This window comes from Pedobacter sp., assembly GCF_039594775.1.
GTDB lineage: Bacteria > Bacteroidota > Bacteroidia > Sphingobacteriales > Sphingobacteriaceae > Pedobacter.
In genome coordinates this window covers 255,594-270,866 of sequence record NZ_JBCNMT010000004.1, presented here as the reverse complement: position 1 = coordinate 270,866, position 15,273 = coordinate 255,594, and the positions used below count along the sequence as shown (strand labels likewise).

Genomic DNA, 15,273 nt, shown 5'->3' with positions numbered 1-15,273 from the left:
TGCAACATGATTATTAAATCGGCAACCTTTGTAGTTAGTAACACCAAAGTATCGGCATTGCCTTTACCCGACATGCCTGAGTATGCATTTATCGGTCGTTCTAACGTAGGAAAATCATCATTGATCAACATGCTGGTCAATCAGCAAGGTCTGGCAAAAACCTCTCAGAAACCTGGGAAAACGCAGCTAATCAACCATTTTTTAGTTAATGAGAAATGGTATATTGTAGATTTACCTGGATATGGCTATGCCAGGGTTTCTAAGAGCAGCCGAGAGAAATGGGAGAAGTTTATTAGGGCTTATCTTACCAAAAGGGAGAATCTGCAGTGTGTTTTTGTTTTGATTGATAGTCGCTTGGAACCTCAAAAAATTGATTTAGAATTTTGTTCGTGGTTGGGCGAATGTCAAATCCCATTTGCATTAGTGTATACTAAAGCCGACAAGCAATCTGGCCCTAAAACCGATCAAAATGTAGCCAAGTTTAATAAAGCCTTATTAGGCTGGTTTGAAGAAGTACCTCCATTTTTCATCACCTCTTCTGAAAAAGGGCAAGGGAGAGAAAAACTGTTGCAATTTGTTCAAGAAGTAAATGAAGATTTTGTAAAACCAATTATTGACCCTCAATTTTATTCTGCCAGCAAATCAGAGTAATCCGTTTTTTAACACATTAATGAAGAAATTTTTCTCTCTAGTTTTATTTGCCCATTCCATATTTGCAATGCCATTTGCCTTTATTGGTTTTTTTTTGGGCGTAACCACTACTGCTAATCCATTTAATTGGTATTTATTATTGGCTGTAGTATTGTGCATGGTATTTGCCCGTAATGCCGCTATGGCCTTTAATAGGTATTTAGATCGCGATATTGATGCTAAAAATCCTCGTACGGTTACGAGAGATATTCCTTCGGGAAAGATTTCGGCTAGGGAAGCACTTATTTTTGTGATTGTTAACTGCGTGCTTTTTATTGCTACGACCTATTTAATCAATCCGCTTTGTTTTTACCTATCACCTATTGCCATTTTTGTGGTATTGTTTTATAGTTACACCAAACGTTTTACCGCTTTGTGCCATTTGGTATTAGGCCTTGGATTGGGATTGGCTCCAATAGGTGCTTATATTGCGGTTACAGGCCAATTTAACATTGTCCCGGTTTTATATTCATTTGCGGTGTTATTTTGGGTAAGTGGTTTTGATATTATTTATGCCTTACAGGATGAAGAATTTGACCGTTCTGAAAAACTACATTCAATACCATCGGCGCTAGGCCGTAAAAATGCTTTAAGACTTTCTTCCTTTCTACATGTTTTATCTGCAGCTTGCGTAATAGCTCCTATCTACTTTATGGATTTCGGTTGGCCTTATTATGCCGGAGTGGTATTTTTCTGTACCATGCTCGTTTATCAGCACCGCTTGGTTAAGCCTAACGACATCAGCAAAGTGGACAGAGCTTTTGCTACGACCAACGGCTATGCTTCTGTAGTATTTGCTATTTGCTTTTTGGTAGACGCTTATTTGAAAAGCAGATAACTAACTAATGATTAATGGTTAATGGTTAAGGATAAATGGCTAATGGCTTCTAGCTAATTTTCCGCTGATTTAGCAGATTTAGACCACAAACCGAAGAAGAGATTCCACTTGCAGAAAGCTCAACTATTACTAATTCCTAGCTCCTAACCACTAATTCCTAAACAATTCCCAACACACCCCGCTGATTCCGCAGATTAAAACCGCAGACTGAAGGAGATTGTGCCTATCAAAAACTTAACAGCTCCTAACTTCTATCACTAATTCCTAGCTCCTAACCACTAGCAACGAATACTAACCCCTAGTCACTAGCTCCTACACCGGCAACCTGTTCAGCTCAATATCATCTGGACTTACGAAAATCAACGGCACTTTTTCTACATCAACATAGCTTGAATCTAAACCGAAACTGGTTACTTCAGACAAACTCAACTTTTTAAGAATAAAATAGTAATCCATAATCGTTTCTTCATAGAAGCTCAAATTGGTAAACTTACTAAGATGTTTTTCAAGCAGAACGAACCTAAAATCACCCGCAATATTGTGCTTATTTAATGAGGTATATTGGCTGGTTATATCTACTTCCCCATTTTTAACCAGTTCTTCAACTACTTTACGGTACAATAAGTTTACACGTTGTTCAATCCTGAAACCAAGCTTAAAGTCAATTCGAATAAGTTTTCCTGGGATCAGGAATTCCACCTTGTAATCCATCGTATAAGGTTCATCCATTACATCCACATGCACCAACCAATAAACATCGGCTCGTTTGGGCTCTTTCTGAATGATGGAATAAATAATTTTCGACTCTATCTCGGTTTTGAAATTAGCACTGGTTAGATATACCAATTGCGACGAGAATTTAGGTACCGAAGTATCGTTACTTAGTTCTTTGATGATGTCATAGTAATCTTCGATCTCCACATATTTCACAAACCTATTCTTGATTTTTCTAGAGGCATACCAAGTCCACATTACACTAAGCAACACCATACTGATGAGTAGCGTTACCCAACCACCGTGCACAAATTTTGCCATGTTACCTACTAGGAAAGAAAGTTCAATAGCCATGTAAATAGCCACAAAAATCACAATTAGGTACATTGGGAATTTCTTACGCAACATATACACCGCCACTAAAATGGTGGTCATCAAAAAGGTAAGGTTAATGGCTAAACCGTAAGCGCCTTCCATGTTGTCTGATTTTTTGAAAACCAATACAATGATGATACAGCCTATACAAAGCAACCAGTTGATAGACGGCACATATAATTGTCCTTTTTGTACACTCGGATAATTGATACGTACTTTTGGCCATAGATTCAACCTTACTGCTTCCGATATCAAAGTAAAAGAACCCGAAATCATGGCTTGCGATGCGATTACCGCTGCTGTGGTAGCCAAAATTACCAGATAGAGCACCATGCTTTCCGGCACCAATTGAAAGAAAGGGTTGGAAAGTGCATCATGCGGGTCATAGCTTCCAGCATTTTTCAATACCCAAACACCTTGTCCCAAATAGTTAAGGATAAGCATCGACTTCACAAAAATCCAGCTAATGCGGATATTATTTCTACCGCAATGGCCCAAATCGCTGTAAAGTGCTTCAGCTCCGGTAGTACAAAGGAAAACCCCTCCCAAAATCAATAGCGCTCCAGGATTGGTAGCCATCAAGTGTATGGCATAATATGGATTCAAAGCCTTAAAAATCCAAGGATCGTGAATAACTTGTAGAATACCTATTACTCCCAGCGTCCCAAACCAAAACAGCATGATTGGCCCAAAAAGCTTACCTACCAAGTTAGTACCAAATTGTTGGATGATGAATAATAGGGCAATGATCGAAATTACAATAGGGATAACCTGTACTTCAGGAAATTTCAATTTCAAGCCTTCTATGGCCGAAGTAACGGTAATACTAGGCGTAATCATGCCATCGGCTAAAAGCGCAGCTCCACCAATAATTGCTGGAATCACCAACCACTTGGCTTTTTTACGCACCAACGAATAAAGCGAGAAAATCCCACCCTCACCTTTATTATCGGCCCTAAGTGTAATGATTACATACTTGATGGTAGTTTGGAGAGTTAAAGTCCAAATGATACACGACAAAGCACCAAGTACCAAATCGGGAGTAATGTGCTGCCCGGTATCAATTACCGATTTAAAAATTGCTTTTAAAGTATAAAGGGGAGATGTCCCGATATCACCAAACACTATTCCCAGTGTAACTAATAACCCTCCGGCAGTGAGGGCATTAACGTTTTTATGACTTGACACGTACTTAAAATTTGACTGCAAAATTACATTAAATAATCAGTATAAAAATCTATTTCATTAAAAAGCCAAAACTTATCCAAAAAACCGGCGTAAATAGAGGAGATATTTTACCTTGTTAAATATTGTTAAATAATATAATAACGCCTCCCTTTGTTTGAGTTCTTTGTTTATTTATTTATATTTTTGTAAAACATTTAAATGAAGACAAACAGAGTAAAAATAGCGCTCAATTTCAATATAGCATGCCTTACGGCTATGCTTTTGCTGATATGCTCTGTTGTTTTTGCTCAAAAGGTTGATACCAGCAGAATTTCCCTGAAACTTAAAGCCAAGCCCAGCAACCGATTTCCAGTTATTAAGGGCAGCGTACAACCCTACAGACCAAACGTTTACAATTATTTACCTTCTGTAAATCCAGTAGTTAACGCTAATACGACCAATAGAGAAAAGAGTGAAAAAAACCTTACCATTCTTAAAATTTATCCAAACCCGGTAGTAGAACAACTTAATATCAACCTACGCTTGGAAAAGGAAACGAGTATCTCTATTAAAATTACCGACTTGTTGGGCAATGATATTGTGACACTATCCAATGAGCGTCTGCCTCACGGAGAGCATACCAAAACCTATAACATGCCCTCTAAATTAAATGCAGGTATCTACTTCCTACGCATTATGGCTGGCGGAGAACCTGTCATTAAAAGAATATCGGTACTCTAATATCAATTTTTCTTTTGCTAGTTTTGCAATATGAAGATCATTGCAATAGGTAGAAATTACGCCGCACACGCTGCAGAGCTCAATAACGCCATCCCAACCAAGCCTATCATTTTTTTAAAACCCGACACCGCGGTTTTAAAGGACAATAAGCCTTTTTATATTCCAAGTTTTTCTAATGATGTACATTACGAATTGGAAATTGTACTTAAAGTTTGTAAAGAAGGCAAGCATATCTCAGAAAAATTTGCAGCCAATTACTACGATGAAATTGGTTTAGGAATCGATTTTACAGCAAGAGACATCCAAGCAGAGCATAAAGAAAAGGGCTTACCTTGGGAACTAGCCAAAGCTTTTGATCATTCAGCTGTGGTGAGCAATTTTTCACCAAAAGCTGACTACAGCAACCTTTATGATTTAAAGTTTGAGCTGAAAAAAAATGGCGAAACTAAACAGTTAGGACATACTGCAAACCTGCTGTTTTCGTTTGAAAAAATCATCTCCTTTGTTTCACAATATATTACCCTTAAAAAGGGCGACCTTATTTTTACTGGAACACCAGAAGGTGTCGGAAGAGTAGATCAGGGCGACAGATTAGAGGCTTGGCTTGAAGGCAAACAACTCCTTAATTTTGAAATAAAATAAAAGATGCGTCATTACATTACCTATTTAGCTGCTGTTTTTTCGGCATTTCTTTCGTTTGATTCAAAAGCTCAGCAAACCTACAGCAACAACACCTATCCATTAACCGATTTTAGGTCGCCATTGGATATAGAACCACCAGCTTTGGCTGGTTCTTTTGGAGAGCTACGGGCCAACCATTTCCATTCTGGCATTGACTTTAGAACCAATCAACGAATCGGCTACCCAGTTTATGCACCCGCAGATGGTTTCATTTCTCGTTTAAGAGTACAAAATAGCGGATTTGGACTGGCACTTTACATTAATCATCCCAATGGTTACACTACCGTTTACGGGCACTTATCTAGGTTTAACCCTAAAATAGCGCAAATTGTAAAGAACATTCAATACAAAAAGCAGTCGTATGAAATCGACGAATTTCCAACAGCCGACCTTATTCCTGTTAGAAAAGGTGAAGTTATTGCTTATACTGGAAACACGGGCAGTTCCGGAGGTCCACACCTGCATTTTGAAATACGAGATGCCAAAACCGAAGCAACAATCAACCCACAACTGTTGGGCATCAGTATTCCCGACGACATTCCTCCGGTAATACACGCCATGTACGTTTATCGCTTAAATGGAAAACCTTTTAACGAATTTACCCCAAAACAGTATTTCCAAGTTGCAGGTGGTAAGGGCACCTATAAGCTTAACCAAGTAAATACCATCCACCTCAGTGGCGAAGTTGGCTTTGCCATTGTAGCTAACGATAGACATAATGGAGCATCGGGCAATAACGGTGTATATTCCATTGAACTTGTCGTTGACGGTGTTACCGTTTACACCTCTGCTCTTGAACGTTTTACTTTCGACAATAGCAAGGCCATCAATTCCCATATTGATTACCCCACCTATGTGCGTACCAAACAAAGCATTCAAAAGAGCTTCGTAGACCCAGGAAATCCATTGCAAATCTATTTTAACTTGGTAAACAATGGCCGTATTACCTTTAACGATGGCAAATTACATACCGTTAAATACACCGTCACAGATGCCAGAGGAAATAAAAGCACTCTGGCCTTTAACGTACTAGCAGATTCAAAAGCGGTAATTAACACTCCCGATTTTCCTGTGGGCACCTTATTCGGATACAACAAACAAAATGAATTTGGCAATAATGAGGTTAAAGTAATTTTGCCCAAAGGCACCCTGTACAACGACCTTAATTTTATTTACAAGAAAACAGCCAAGCCACAACAAAATGCCTTTTCCGAAATTCACAACATCCAAAACAACCTCACGCCTTTGCATACTGGTTTCGAGCTATGGATAAAGGCCGATAGTTCCCTTACCAAGTATCAAAACAAGGCATTAATTGTAAATAGCAACCGTTCATCACAAGGCGGATATTTCGAAAACGGCTGGGTAAAAGCCAAACCTCGTAATTTTGGAAATTTCTTTATTGCTATAGACACTATTGCTCCTAATATCGTCCCTGTAAACATTGCTAACGGCAAAAATATGGCAGGTATCAGCAAAATGAGTTTTAGGATCAGTGATAATCTTTCGGGCATTAAAAGCTTCAATGGATATATAGATGGCAAATGGGTATTGATGGAGTTCGACACCAAAACAGCTAATCTTTGGCATACCTTTGATGAAAAAACTACCGCAGGTAAACATACCTTCGAATTACTTGTTGTTGATATGAAAGACAATACGAAGAGATACGCTATTGAATTTTACAGATAATCGCTGTTTGATCAATAAACAATTAACCAATTAAATTCTTAAAAAAGTTAATCTAATGAGTACACTAAAAGAAGGCGATAAAGCACCTGCATTTTCCGCAAAAGACCAAAACGGGAATACCGTTACACTCGACCAATTTAAAGGTAAAAAGGTGGTGTTATATTTTTATCCAAAGGATGACACCCCGGGCTGTACCGCAGAAGCCTGCGATTTTAGGGACAATTACCAAGGTTTACAGGCTAAAGGCATTGAGGTGCTTGGTGTAAGTATAGACGACGAAAAATCACACCAAAAATTTATCACGAAACATAATTTACCATTTACCCTTTTGGCCGATACTGATAAAAATATTGTAGAAGCTTACGGTGTTTGGGGTGAAAAAAACATGTATGGTAAAAAATACATGGGCACTAACCGCGCTACTTTTGTGATTGATGAGGAAGGCAATATTGCACACATCATTAAAAAAGTGGACACTAAAAATTCTACCGCACAGGTATTAGAATTGTTAAAGTAGTTTTTTGAGGCTTAGATTTACGAAGTTTCTAAAACTTCGTAAATCTCTCCTCTCGAACATAAACCACATAAAAAATCCTCTCCAAAAACTGGAAAGGATTCATTTATATTAATGTGTGTTTATTTAGTTCATCAGTTGCCTATCGTTTTTAACCACTGCCATTACCGGAGTAACTTTTACAATTTTAAATTCGGTACGACGGTTAAGCTGATGCTGTGCTTCAGTACATTTCACACCATCAGCACATTGGTTAAGCAGCTCACTTTCACCTTTACCTACAGCAGTCAATCGGTCGGCCGCCACTCCTTTGTTCACCAGATAATCCATCGCACTATTCGCTCTCTTTTCAGACAACCACTGATTGTAGGCTGCTTTACCTCTAGCATCAGTATGCGCAACAAGTTCCATTTTCACATTAGGCATATTAACCATAAATGCATTTACTTTATTCAAATCCGCTACAGCATCCGGTCTGATATTCCATTTATTGAAATCGTAGAAAATGTTATTTAATTTCACTGTAAAAACATCTTTGGCTCTTTCTAGTTCAAATTTAATATCGTAAATGGTAGATTGATTAATGCCTTTGGTCGAGATTTCCCCAGTTTGGCTGGTAAAATATTGCTGAGGATTCCCTTTCACAACATAATCAGTTTCCTTATCCAAGGTAAAAGCAAACTTGCCACTTGCATCAGAAAAAACAGAGCTTTGAGTTCCCTTATCTTTATTAAGCAATAATATCTCTAACCCCGCAATAGGTTGGTTAGTTCCCTTTTCAACCACAGAACCATTTACTGCATAAATTTTATCTTGCGATTTTGGCTCGGCCTTAACACCTGTGGCAAACCTATAAATATCATCTAATCCTACACCACCACTTCTGTTACTCGAAAGATAACCCGTCTTGTTGTCATCATTAAATAAAATGCCAAAATCGTCTTTCGGAGAATTAAGTGGTGCTCTTAAATTTTCAACGTCCTTGAAGCTACTACGACTACCTACCGCAGAAAAAATATCCAAGCCACCCATACCGATATGTCCTCTTGACGCAAAATAGAATTTACCATCATTTCTAACCGATGGAAAAACATCATCTTGAGGTGTATTAACTTGGCTTCCGCAATTTACAGGCTGACTCCAGCTTCCATTAGGTAGCTTTTCGCTATAGTACAAATCCATTCCGCCAAAACCACCAGGCATATCAGAAGCAAAATACAAAAGCTTTCCATCAGGTGATAATGCTGGATGCTGCACTGAAAAAGCGCCTCCACTATTAAAAGGAAGCTTGTCCTTTTCTACCCATTCATCTCCCTTCTTAACAGCAATCAATAAATATTGCTTACCCACTTCTCCCAATTTAGCTTTTTTATTATTGGCCAGTACCGATCTGGTAAAAATGAGCGTATCCAAACTTGGATACACTGCCACGGGACCACTATGAAATCCTTTATTGATAGAACCTTTTAAAATATCCACCTGTTTAGAAGAAGGTGTGGCACTATATATTTTCAAATATGGGTTACCTGTCCATCCATATACTTCCTGACCTTTTTTATTCTTTTGCCAACGATCTGAAATCAAAAGGATATTTGAGCCAAATTTGGCTGGACTAAAGTCAGAATTTTCAGAATTAAGGCCAATTTCACTTTCTACAGAAGCTCCGATATCAGGATTTTCTGCCCAAGTTTTTGCTACGCCACAAATGTTAGCTTGCCGCTCTGCTTCCTTAACTTGCGTTGGATTTTTTTGTCCCCAAGCCATATAATTACTGGCCGCTTCTTCAAACTTTCCATTTTGTTTTAAAGCTTCCGCTAAATACTTGTAATTATCCGCTGAGGCATCAGGATAGGTCAATGTTTTTTTATACCAGATTTCGGCAGCTTCTGTATTATTGATAAACCTGTAGCAGTTGGCAATTTTTTGGGCTACCTCCATGCTTGGATTGGTCTTCATGATTTTATCATAAATCTCAAGAGCATATTTATAGTCAAGTTGCCTATAAAGCTTATCAGCTTCCTTAATATCATCAGAAAATAGTACCGAAGGCAGGAGATAAATAACCAAGAAAAGAGCTGCAACCCTGAAAAACTTTTTAAATGTCATAGAAACTCTGCGTTAGAAGTACCGCGGAGTAGTTAAAGCATTGTTTCTGTAGTTTTTTCCAATTACTAACCCTAAAGATATTTCGTGGCTACCAGATGAATATGAATTTAAATCCGACAAACTGTAATCGTAAGCATATCCAATCCTAAACTTTTTGGCAACAAAAACTTCAACTAATCCAACAAGCGAATTTTGTTGAAAAGTCCCATTTAAATTGTTAGTTTTTTTCCACATATCAACACCCACTCTGTAAGACCCTCCTATCCACAACATATCCTTAAACAAAAAAGATGCGTTTACATCAAAATTACCCATAGTATTGGGATCATCACGCAACATTAAAGAGGGTTTAAATTTCACATCTTCATTAACATTTACAAGTGCTCCAACTGTTAAGAAAATGTGGACAGGTGGCAAAATGATAAATTTTGCACGTTGATTATTTTTATTTAGTGCAGTGGTGAGCAAGTTATTTGCTGAAAGTCCTGCATAAAAAATATTGTCGCTATAGTGCACCCCAATCTTTGCATCGGGAGAAAGGTAATTTTGCACACCACTAAAAGATGGATCCGTTTGGTCGCCAATAATGGCCTTATCACTATTTAACGAAAACTGTACGGCACCCACACCTACACCAAAGCTCAACCTTCCCTGTTCGCCAACAGGTAACCTATAAGCGTAATTTGCCATAATAGCCGTTTGCCCCTGTATCCCAACCCTATCGTTCAAAATAGAAAGGCCCAGCCCCACGTTATTATTGTTAAAGAAAGCACCATCAACAATTAACGATTGCGTTGTAGGCGCTCCTTTTAAACCAACCCATTGGTTACGGCTGAGTAGGTTGATATTTAAATCTTCCTTATAGCCCGCATACGCTGGATTAATCAATAAATTATTGAACATATATTGGCTATAGGTCACCTCATTTTGAGATCTGGCCACAAACGGGCTAACAACAATCAAAATTTGAAGTAAAAATCTTCTCATCGCTTTAGTTTTTTACCATAGTGATAGATCCCTTAAAAAATTGGTCCTTACTGTCTATTTTTACCCGTAGCACATAAAAGTAAGTACCTGAAGCAGCGTTTTGTCCATCCCAGTATTTAGAGGAATTATAACCGCTTACCCGATATATCAAATTACCGGAACGATCAAAAATCTTTAAATCGTTATCAGGAAAGGCATCAATATTTTTCACTTCCCATCTATCATTCTTCCCATCGCCATCTGGCGAAAAAGCGTTATAAATTTCAAGTGGACCGGCATTGGTCACTTCAGCGAACGCAAAAGGCACACTAATACCGTTTACCAACTTAGCGTCCTGCGAAACCAATGATTTGCTCAAACCCGGAAAGAAACTACTATTATCTTGTGTACTTACCGGAAAAACTCGGTCCCAATTATTTTTACTGGTCCAATTCACCAGGGCACTATATTTTTCAGTCGAAGAGGTATAAAAACTTACATCTGCAGCACCGCTACCTTTCCAATTCTTTAAAACATGATAGTAACTGTCATTAACACCAACAATGGCGTTTTCTTTACTCAGTCTACTATAGCCATCAGCAGAAGGGTCTTTGTCATAGAATGATGCACCAATGACGCTTGCATCTTTAGGCTTAAGCGTTACAAATCTCATCAAACCTAGTTTACTTGAGCCCAACGGGAATACATACTCTTTCCCCGCATCCATGTTCCTAATAAACTGGCCACTACCTGTTGTACTGATAAAACCCTTATTTCTAAGCAAAGCAGCCCCGCTATTATCAAGATGAAGCTGGCTATTGTCCAGTTGAACTTCGGCATCGTCTAGGTCCAGGGACAACCTTACATCTTGGTTGCTCTTTATCTCGAAAATCCCCAGCCCACTAAACACCAATCTCGGAAAACTTGTAGTACTAGTCCCTGAAAATATAGCTCGCTTTGCGATGAATCTAACTTTACCATTCGATTCCAGCGCAAAAACAGCGGTCTTGTTATTTACCCAGTCGCCTTCAACCACCATCTCTCCATTATTCAATACTATTCCATCATTGTGAATGCTTTTATCCCCTACATACAACAAGGCATTTTGGTCGATAAATATCTTAACCCCATTATTCACCAATTGCGCAAAAGTGTCTTTTTTGCCAATCAGCAATACTATAGCGACGAGAAAAACGACATAAATTTTTCTTTTCATCATAGCACAGCACTAATATGAAACGTAGCCGAAGGCAAATCAATTGAACTATCACTAACATTAATAAATTTAACTTCAATAGTGTTAGCACTTATCACCCTAGCATAGGCAATAATTAGCCCGTAAGGCAGTTCAATACTTGGAGATACGGCAACACTAGCGCCTATTTCCACTCCAGTAAGCGTAAAAGTTTGCTTGTAAAATGATTTTGTTGCGATAGATGGCAGATCTGCAATCAATGAAGCTTTAGAAATCGAGGTGAGGCTTGAGCCCTTTTCTCCAATTCGAACCTTACCGTCAGTAGCAATTCTTATTCCTTCTTTTCTGTTTGATGCAATGATCAGTTCTTTAGCATCGGTTGTTCCCACAAAATCACTATTCACTCCAGGAGTTGTTGTACCCCCTATATTACCTGTACCATTTCCTGTTCTTAACCAAGCCGTAGTACTTCCGGAAGGACCTTGTGGTCCTGCAGGCCCTTGCTCTCCCGGATCACCTTGATCGCCCTTTGGCCCTTGAATCCCCTGCGGGCCAATTAAACCCTGTGGACCTTGGGCACCAACCGCCCCAGCATCGCCCTTGTCTCCTTTATCACCTTTGGTCCCTTGCGCACCCTGAGGTCCAGTTGCTCCTACAGGCCCTTGCGGACCGGCAGCTCCTACATCACCTTTAGCTCCTTGAGGGCCAGTTAAGCCAATTGGTCCTTGAGGACCTACCGCTCCTACATCTCCCTTATCACCTTTAGCTCCCACATCACCTTTGTCGCCCTTAGCCCCAGGCAATCCCTGCGGTCCAGTTGCTCCGGCTGGCCCTTGTGGACCAGCAGCGCCAACATCTCCCTTGGTACCTTGTAAACCTTGAGGACCTGTTAAGCCAATTGGGCCTTGAGGACCTATCGCTCCCACATCTCCTTTATCGCCTTTGGCACCTTGAACACCCTGAGGGCCCTGCAAACCTATATCGCCCTTGGCACCTTGGGGACCAATTGGACCCGCTGGGCCTACCACACCAGTAGTTAAATTAGCGACCTCTTTCCATATGCCGCCATCTCTTATAAATACTTTTCCACTATTATTATTCAGGTAATAATCGCCATTTTTAGACCCTGCTGGTTCTGTAGCGGACACAGGCGGATTAAGCGTACCGTTCGACCAGCTTGCCCCAGGGGCACCTGTATCACCCTTATCACCTTTTACGCCCTGCGAACCTACCTCTTCCCATTTATCTACATTCCAGTTATTAAATTTACTGGTGGTGACATTGTAAATCAACAAACCATTAATCGATGTATTACTTACCCCCGTTGCCTGTAAATTATTTCGTTGAGTTTCAGTTAAGCGGGGAATCAACAAACCTTTTTCGGTAGAGTAAATTTCCAAAATTGATTTATTGTTAGGCTTTTCCGTACCAATACCTATAGAGCCATTTTGGGCATAGGCAAAAGATGAAAAAAACAAGAATGTTAAAAAAGTAGAAATCCTCATAAGCGAAAACGTTTATCTGTTGATTTTTGGGTAATAATATACTCAAAATAAGAATATATTTATGACTATAACAAACTTATCAACATTTATTTTATCTCAAACACAATATTGTGGAAAACTATAAGGCCAAAAAACATCATTCCGAGCAAAAAATCGAGCCTAAATAATTGGCAAACGGATATTTAAATTAACTTTGTTACATTACAACAATTATTTTTTTTGGATGAAACATACAATCAGTGAACTAGAAGATATCGCTTCCCAAGTAAGGAGAGATATCCTGAGAATGGTACATGCGGTACAGTCCGGGCACCCGGGCGCATCTTTGGGCTGTGCAGATTTCTTTACAGCTTTATATTTCGAGGTGTTGAACCATAACCCGAAATTTGACATGAATGGTAAAAATGAAGATCTTTTCTTTTTATCAAACGGACATATTTCACCAGTTTGGTATAGCGTATTGGCTAGAGCAGGATATTTCAATGTAAGTGAACTAAGTACTTTTAGAAAACTGGATTCAAGATTACAAGGACACCCTACCACCCATGAAGGTCTGCCAGGTGTTCGTGTCGCTTCTGGCTCATTGGGACAAGGTTTATCAGTTGCCATAGGCGCTGCGCTTGCCAAAAAAATTGATGGCGACAAATCATTGGTTTTTGCCCTTTTGGGAGATGGCGAATTACAAGAAGGCCAAAATTGGGAAGCATTTATGTTTGCTCCTCATAACAAGGTGGATAACCTAATTGCTAGTATCGACTACAACGGACAACAAATTGATGGCCCTACCGAAAAAGTACTTTCTTTGGAAAACCTTCATGCTAAATTTGAAGCTTTTGGTTGGCATGTGATTACCACTAATGGCAATGACATGGAAGAAATTGTGAAGGGTTTAGAATACGCCAAATCATTAACCGGAAAAGGCAAACCTATTTTAAACTTGATGAGTACTCAAATGGGATACGGCGTAGATTTCATGGTGGGCACTCATAAATGGCACGGTTCTGCTCCAAACGATGAGCAATTGGCCAATGCCCTTGGACAAATTAAAGAAACCTTGGGAGATTACTAAATTTAGGTAAAGCTTGCCGAGATAAAATAACGAAGCACAGCTTACTCAATCCAATTAGAAATGAAAAAATACACTTACACAGATAAAAAAGATACACGCTCTGGTTTTGGAGCCGGACTGCACGAAGCAGGGAAAAGAAACGAAAATGTAGTTGCCCTTTGTGCTGATTTGGTTGGCTCGTTAAAAATGGATGCTTTTATTAAGGATTTCCCTGAAAGATTTTTCCAAGTAGGAATTGCAGAGGCCAACATGATGGGCATTGCGGCTGGTTTAACCATTGGCGGTAAAATTCCTTTTACAGGTACTTTCGCCAACTTTTCTACAGGTAGGGTTTACGACCAAATACGTCAATCTATTGCCTATTCAGGCAAAAATGTGAAAATATGTGCTTCTCACGCCGGGCTAACGCTAGGTGAAGACGGTGCAACCCATCAAATTTTAGAAGATATTGGTTTAATGAAAATGTTACCAGGAATGACCGTGATCAATCCTTGTGATTACAACCAAACCAAAGCCGCAACTCTAGCCATTATGGACCACGAAGGCCCTGTTTACCTACGATTTGGCCGTCCGGTAATTCCTGTGTTTACTCCAGAAGACCAAAAATTTGAAATTGGTAAAGCCTGGATGGTAAACGAAGGTAAAGACGTAACGATTGTAGCTACTGGCCATATGGTTTGGAGAGCAATCCAAGCAGGAGAGGAATTGGAGAAATTGGGTATCGATGCTGAAATTATAAATATCCATACCATTAAACCTTTGGACGAAGAAGCCATCTTAAAATCTGTAAAGAAAACAGGTTGCATTGTTACTTGCGAAGAGCACAATAAATTTGGCGGTTTAGGAGAGAGCGTTGCTCGTTTCTTGACCACTACTTATTTGGCTCCACAAGAGTTTGTGGCTGTTGATGACAGCTTTGGCGAAAGTGCGACACCTGATCAGTTAATGACAAAATACAAGTTAGACCCTTCAGATATCGTAGCAGCTGCCCAAAAAGCAATAGCTAGAAAATCGAAATAA

At 39.3% G+C, this 15,273-nt stretch carries 13 protein-coding genes; 8 read left to right on the top strand and 5 right to left on the bottom strand.

The genetic code is table 11. The features are described 5' to 3' along the window. The first annotated feature begins 6 nt into the window (after positions 1–6). Together yihA and ABDV71_RS12590 are read left to right on the top strand one after the other, a co-directional pair. The gene (yihA, locus tag ABDV71_RS12595) at positions 7–651 is read left to right on the top strand and encodes a ribosome biogenesis GTP-binding protein YihA/YsxC (protein ID WP_343533077.1); all 645 of its coding nucleotides are present in this window, start codon (positions 7–9) and stop codon (positions 649–651) included. Positions 652–670: 19 nt separating this feature from the next. Continuing rightward, positions 671–1,528, top strand: coding sequence for a UbiA-like polyprenyltransferase (locus ABDV71_RS12590; RefSeq protein ID WP_343533075.1), 858 nt, complete (start codon positions 671–673; stop codon positions 1,526–1,528). Positions 1,529–1,840: 312 nt separating this feature from the next. Here ABDV71_RS12590 and ABDV71_RS12585 read toward each other — a convergent pair whose 3' ends face one another. Then, the gene (locus ABDV71_RS12585) at positions 1,841–3,805 is read right to left on the bottom strand and encodes a KUP/HAK/KT family potassium transporter (RefSeq protein ID WP_343533073.1); all 1,965 of its coding nucleotides are present in this window, start codon (positions 3,803–3,805) and stop codon (positions 1,841–1,843) included. 198 nt (positions 3,806–4,003) lie between these two features. On the opposite strand from ABDV71_RS12585, the gene ABDV71_RS12580 reads away from it, so the two are divergent. The 4 genes from ABDV71_RS12580 to bcp are packed head-to-tail and all read left to right on the top strand — an operon-like array spanning position 4,004 to position 7,415. After that, positions 4,004–4,525 (top strand): T9SS type A sorting domain-containing protein, encoded by a 522-nt coding sequence (locus ABDV71_RS12580; protein WP_343533071.1) that lies wholly within the window; start codon positions 4,004–4,006, stop codon positions 4,523–4,525. A gap of 30 nt (positions 4,526–4,555) precedes the next feature. Beyond that, positions 4,556–5,167: a fumarylacetoacetate hydrolase family protein gene (locus tag ABDV71_RS12575; RefSeq protein WP_343533069.1), complete on the top strand. Its 612-nt coding sequence runs from the start codon at positions 4,556–4,558 to the stop codon at positions 5,165–5,167. A gap of 3 nt (positions 5,168–5,170) precedes the next feature. After that, the gene (locus tag ABDV71_RS12570; RefSeq protein ID WP_343533067.1) at positions 5,171–6,898 is read left to right on the top strand and encodes a M23 family metallopeptidase; all 1,728 of its coding nucleotides are present in this window, start codon (positions 5,171–5,173) and stop codon (positions 6,896–6,898) included. Positions 6,899–6,953: 55 nt separating this feature from the next. Next, positions 6,954–7,415: a thioredoxin-dependent thiol peroxidase gene (gene bcp, locus ABDV71_RS12565; protein ID WP_343533065.1), complete on the top strand. Its 462-nt coding sequence runs from the start codon at positions 6,954–6,956 to the stop codon at positions 7,413–7,415. A 123-nt stretch (positions 7,416–7,538) separates the two neighbouring features. Here bcp and ABDV71_RS12560 read toward each other — a convergent pair whose 3' ends face one another. From ABDV71_RS12560 to ABDV71_RS12545, 4 genes are read right to left on the bottom strand one after another with little or no spacing between them, the layout of a single operon-like run. Next, a complete protein-coding gene (locus ABDV71_RS12560; protein WP_343533063.1) occupies positions 7,539–9,518 on the bottom strand; it encodes an OmpA family protein in 1,980 nt (659 codons plus the stop codon). A 12-nt stretch (positions 9,519–9,530) separates the two neighbouring features. Beyond that, positions 9,531–10,505, bottom strand: a complete 975-nt coding sequence (locus ABDV71_RS12555; protein ID WP_343533062.1) for a type IX secretion system membrane protein PorP/SprF — start codon at positions 10,503–10,505, stop codon at positions 9,531–9,533. Positions 10,506–10,509: 4 nt separating this feature from the next. After that, entirely contained in the window at positions 10,510–11,703 is a 1,194-nt protein-coding gene (locus ABDV71_RS12550; RefSeq protein WP_343533061.1) for a gliding motility-associated C-terminal domain-containing protein, read from the bottom strand. Then, entirely contained in the window at positions 11,700–13,184 is a 1,485-nt protein-coding gene (locus tag ABDV71_RS12545) for a hypothetical protein (protein WP_343533059.1), read from the bottom strand. Before ABDV71_RS12545 ends, ABDV71_RS12550 begins: the two co-directional genes overlap by 4 nt. 223 nt (positions 13,185–13,407) lie before the next feature. Here ABDV71_RS12545 and ABDV71_RS12540 point away from each other — a divergent pair, with 223 nt between their 5' ends. Next, positions 13,408–14,253, top strand: a complete 846-nt coding sequence (locus ABDV71_RS12540) for a transketolase (protein WP_343533057.1) — start codon at positions 13,408–13,410, stop codon at positions 14,251–14,253. Between the two features lie 60 nt (positions 14,254–14,313). Continuing rightward, positions 14,314–15,273, top strand: a complete 960-nt coding sequence (locus ABDV71_RS12535; RefSeq protein WP_343533055.1) for a transketolase family protein — start codon at positions 14,314–14,316, stop codon at positions 15,271–15,273.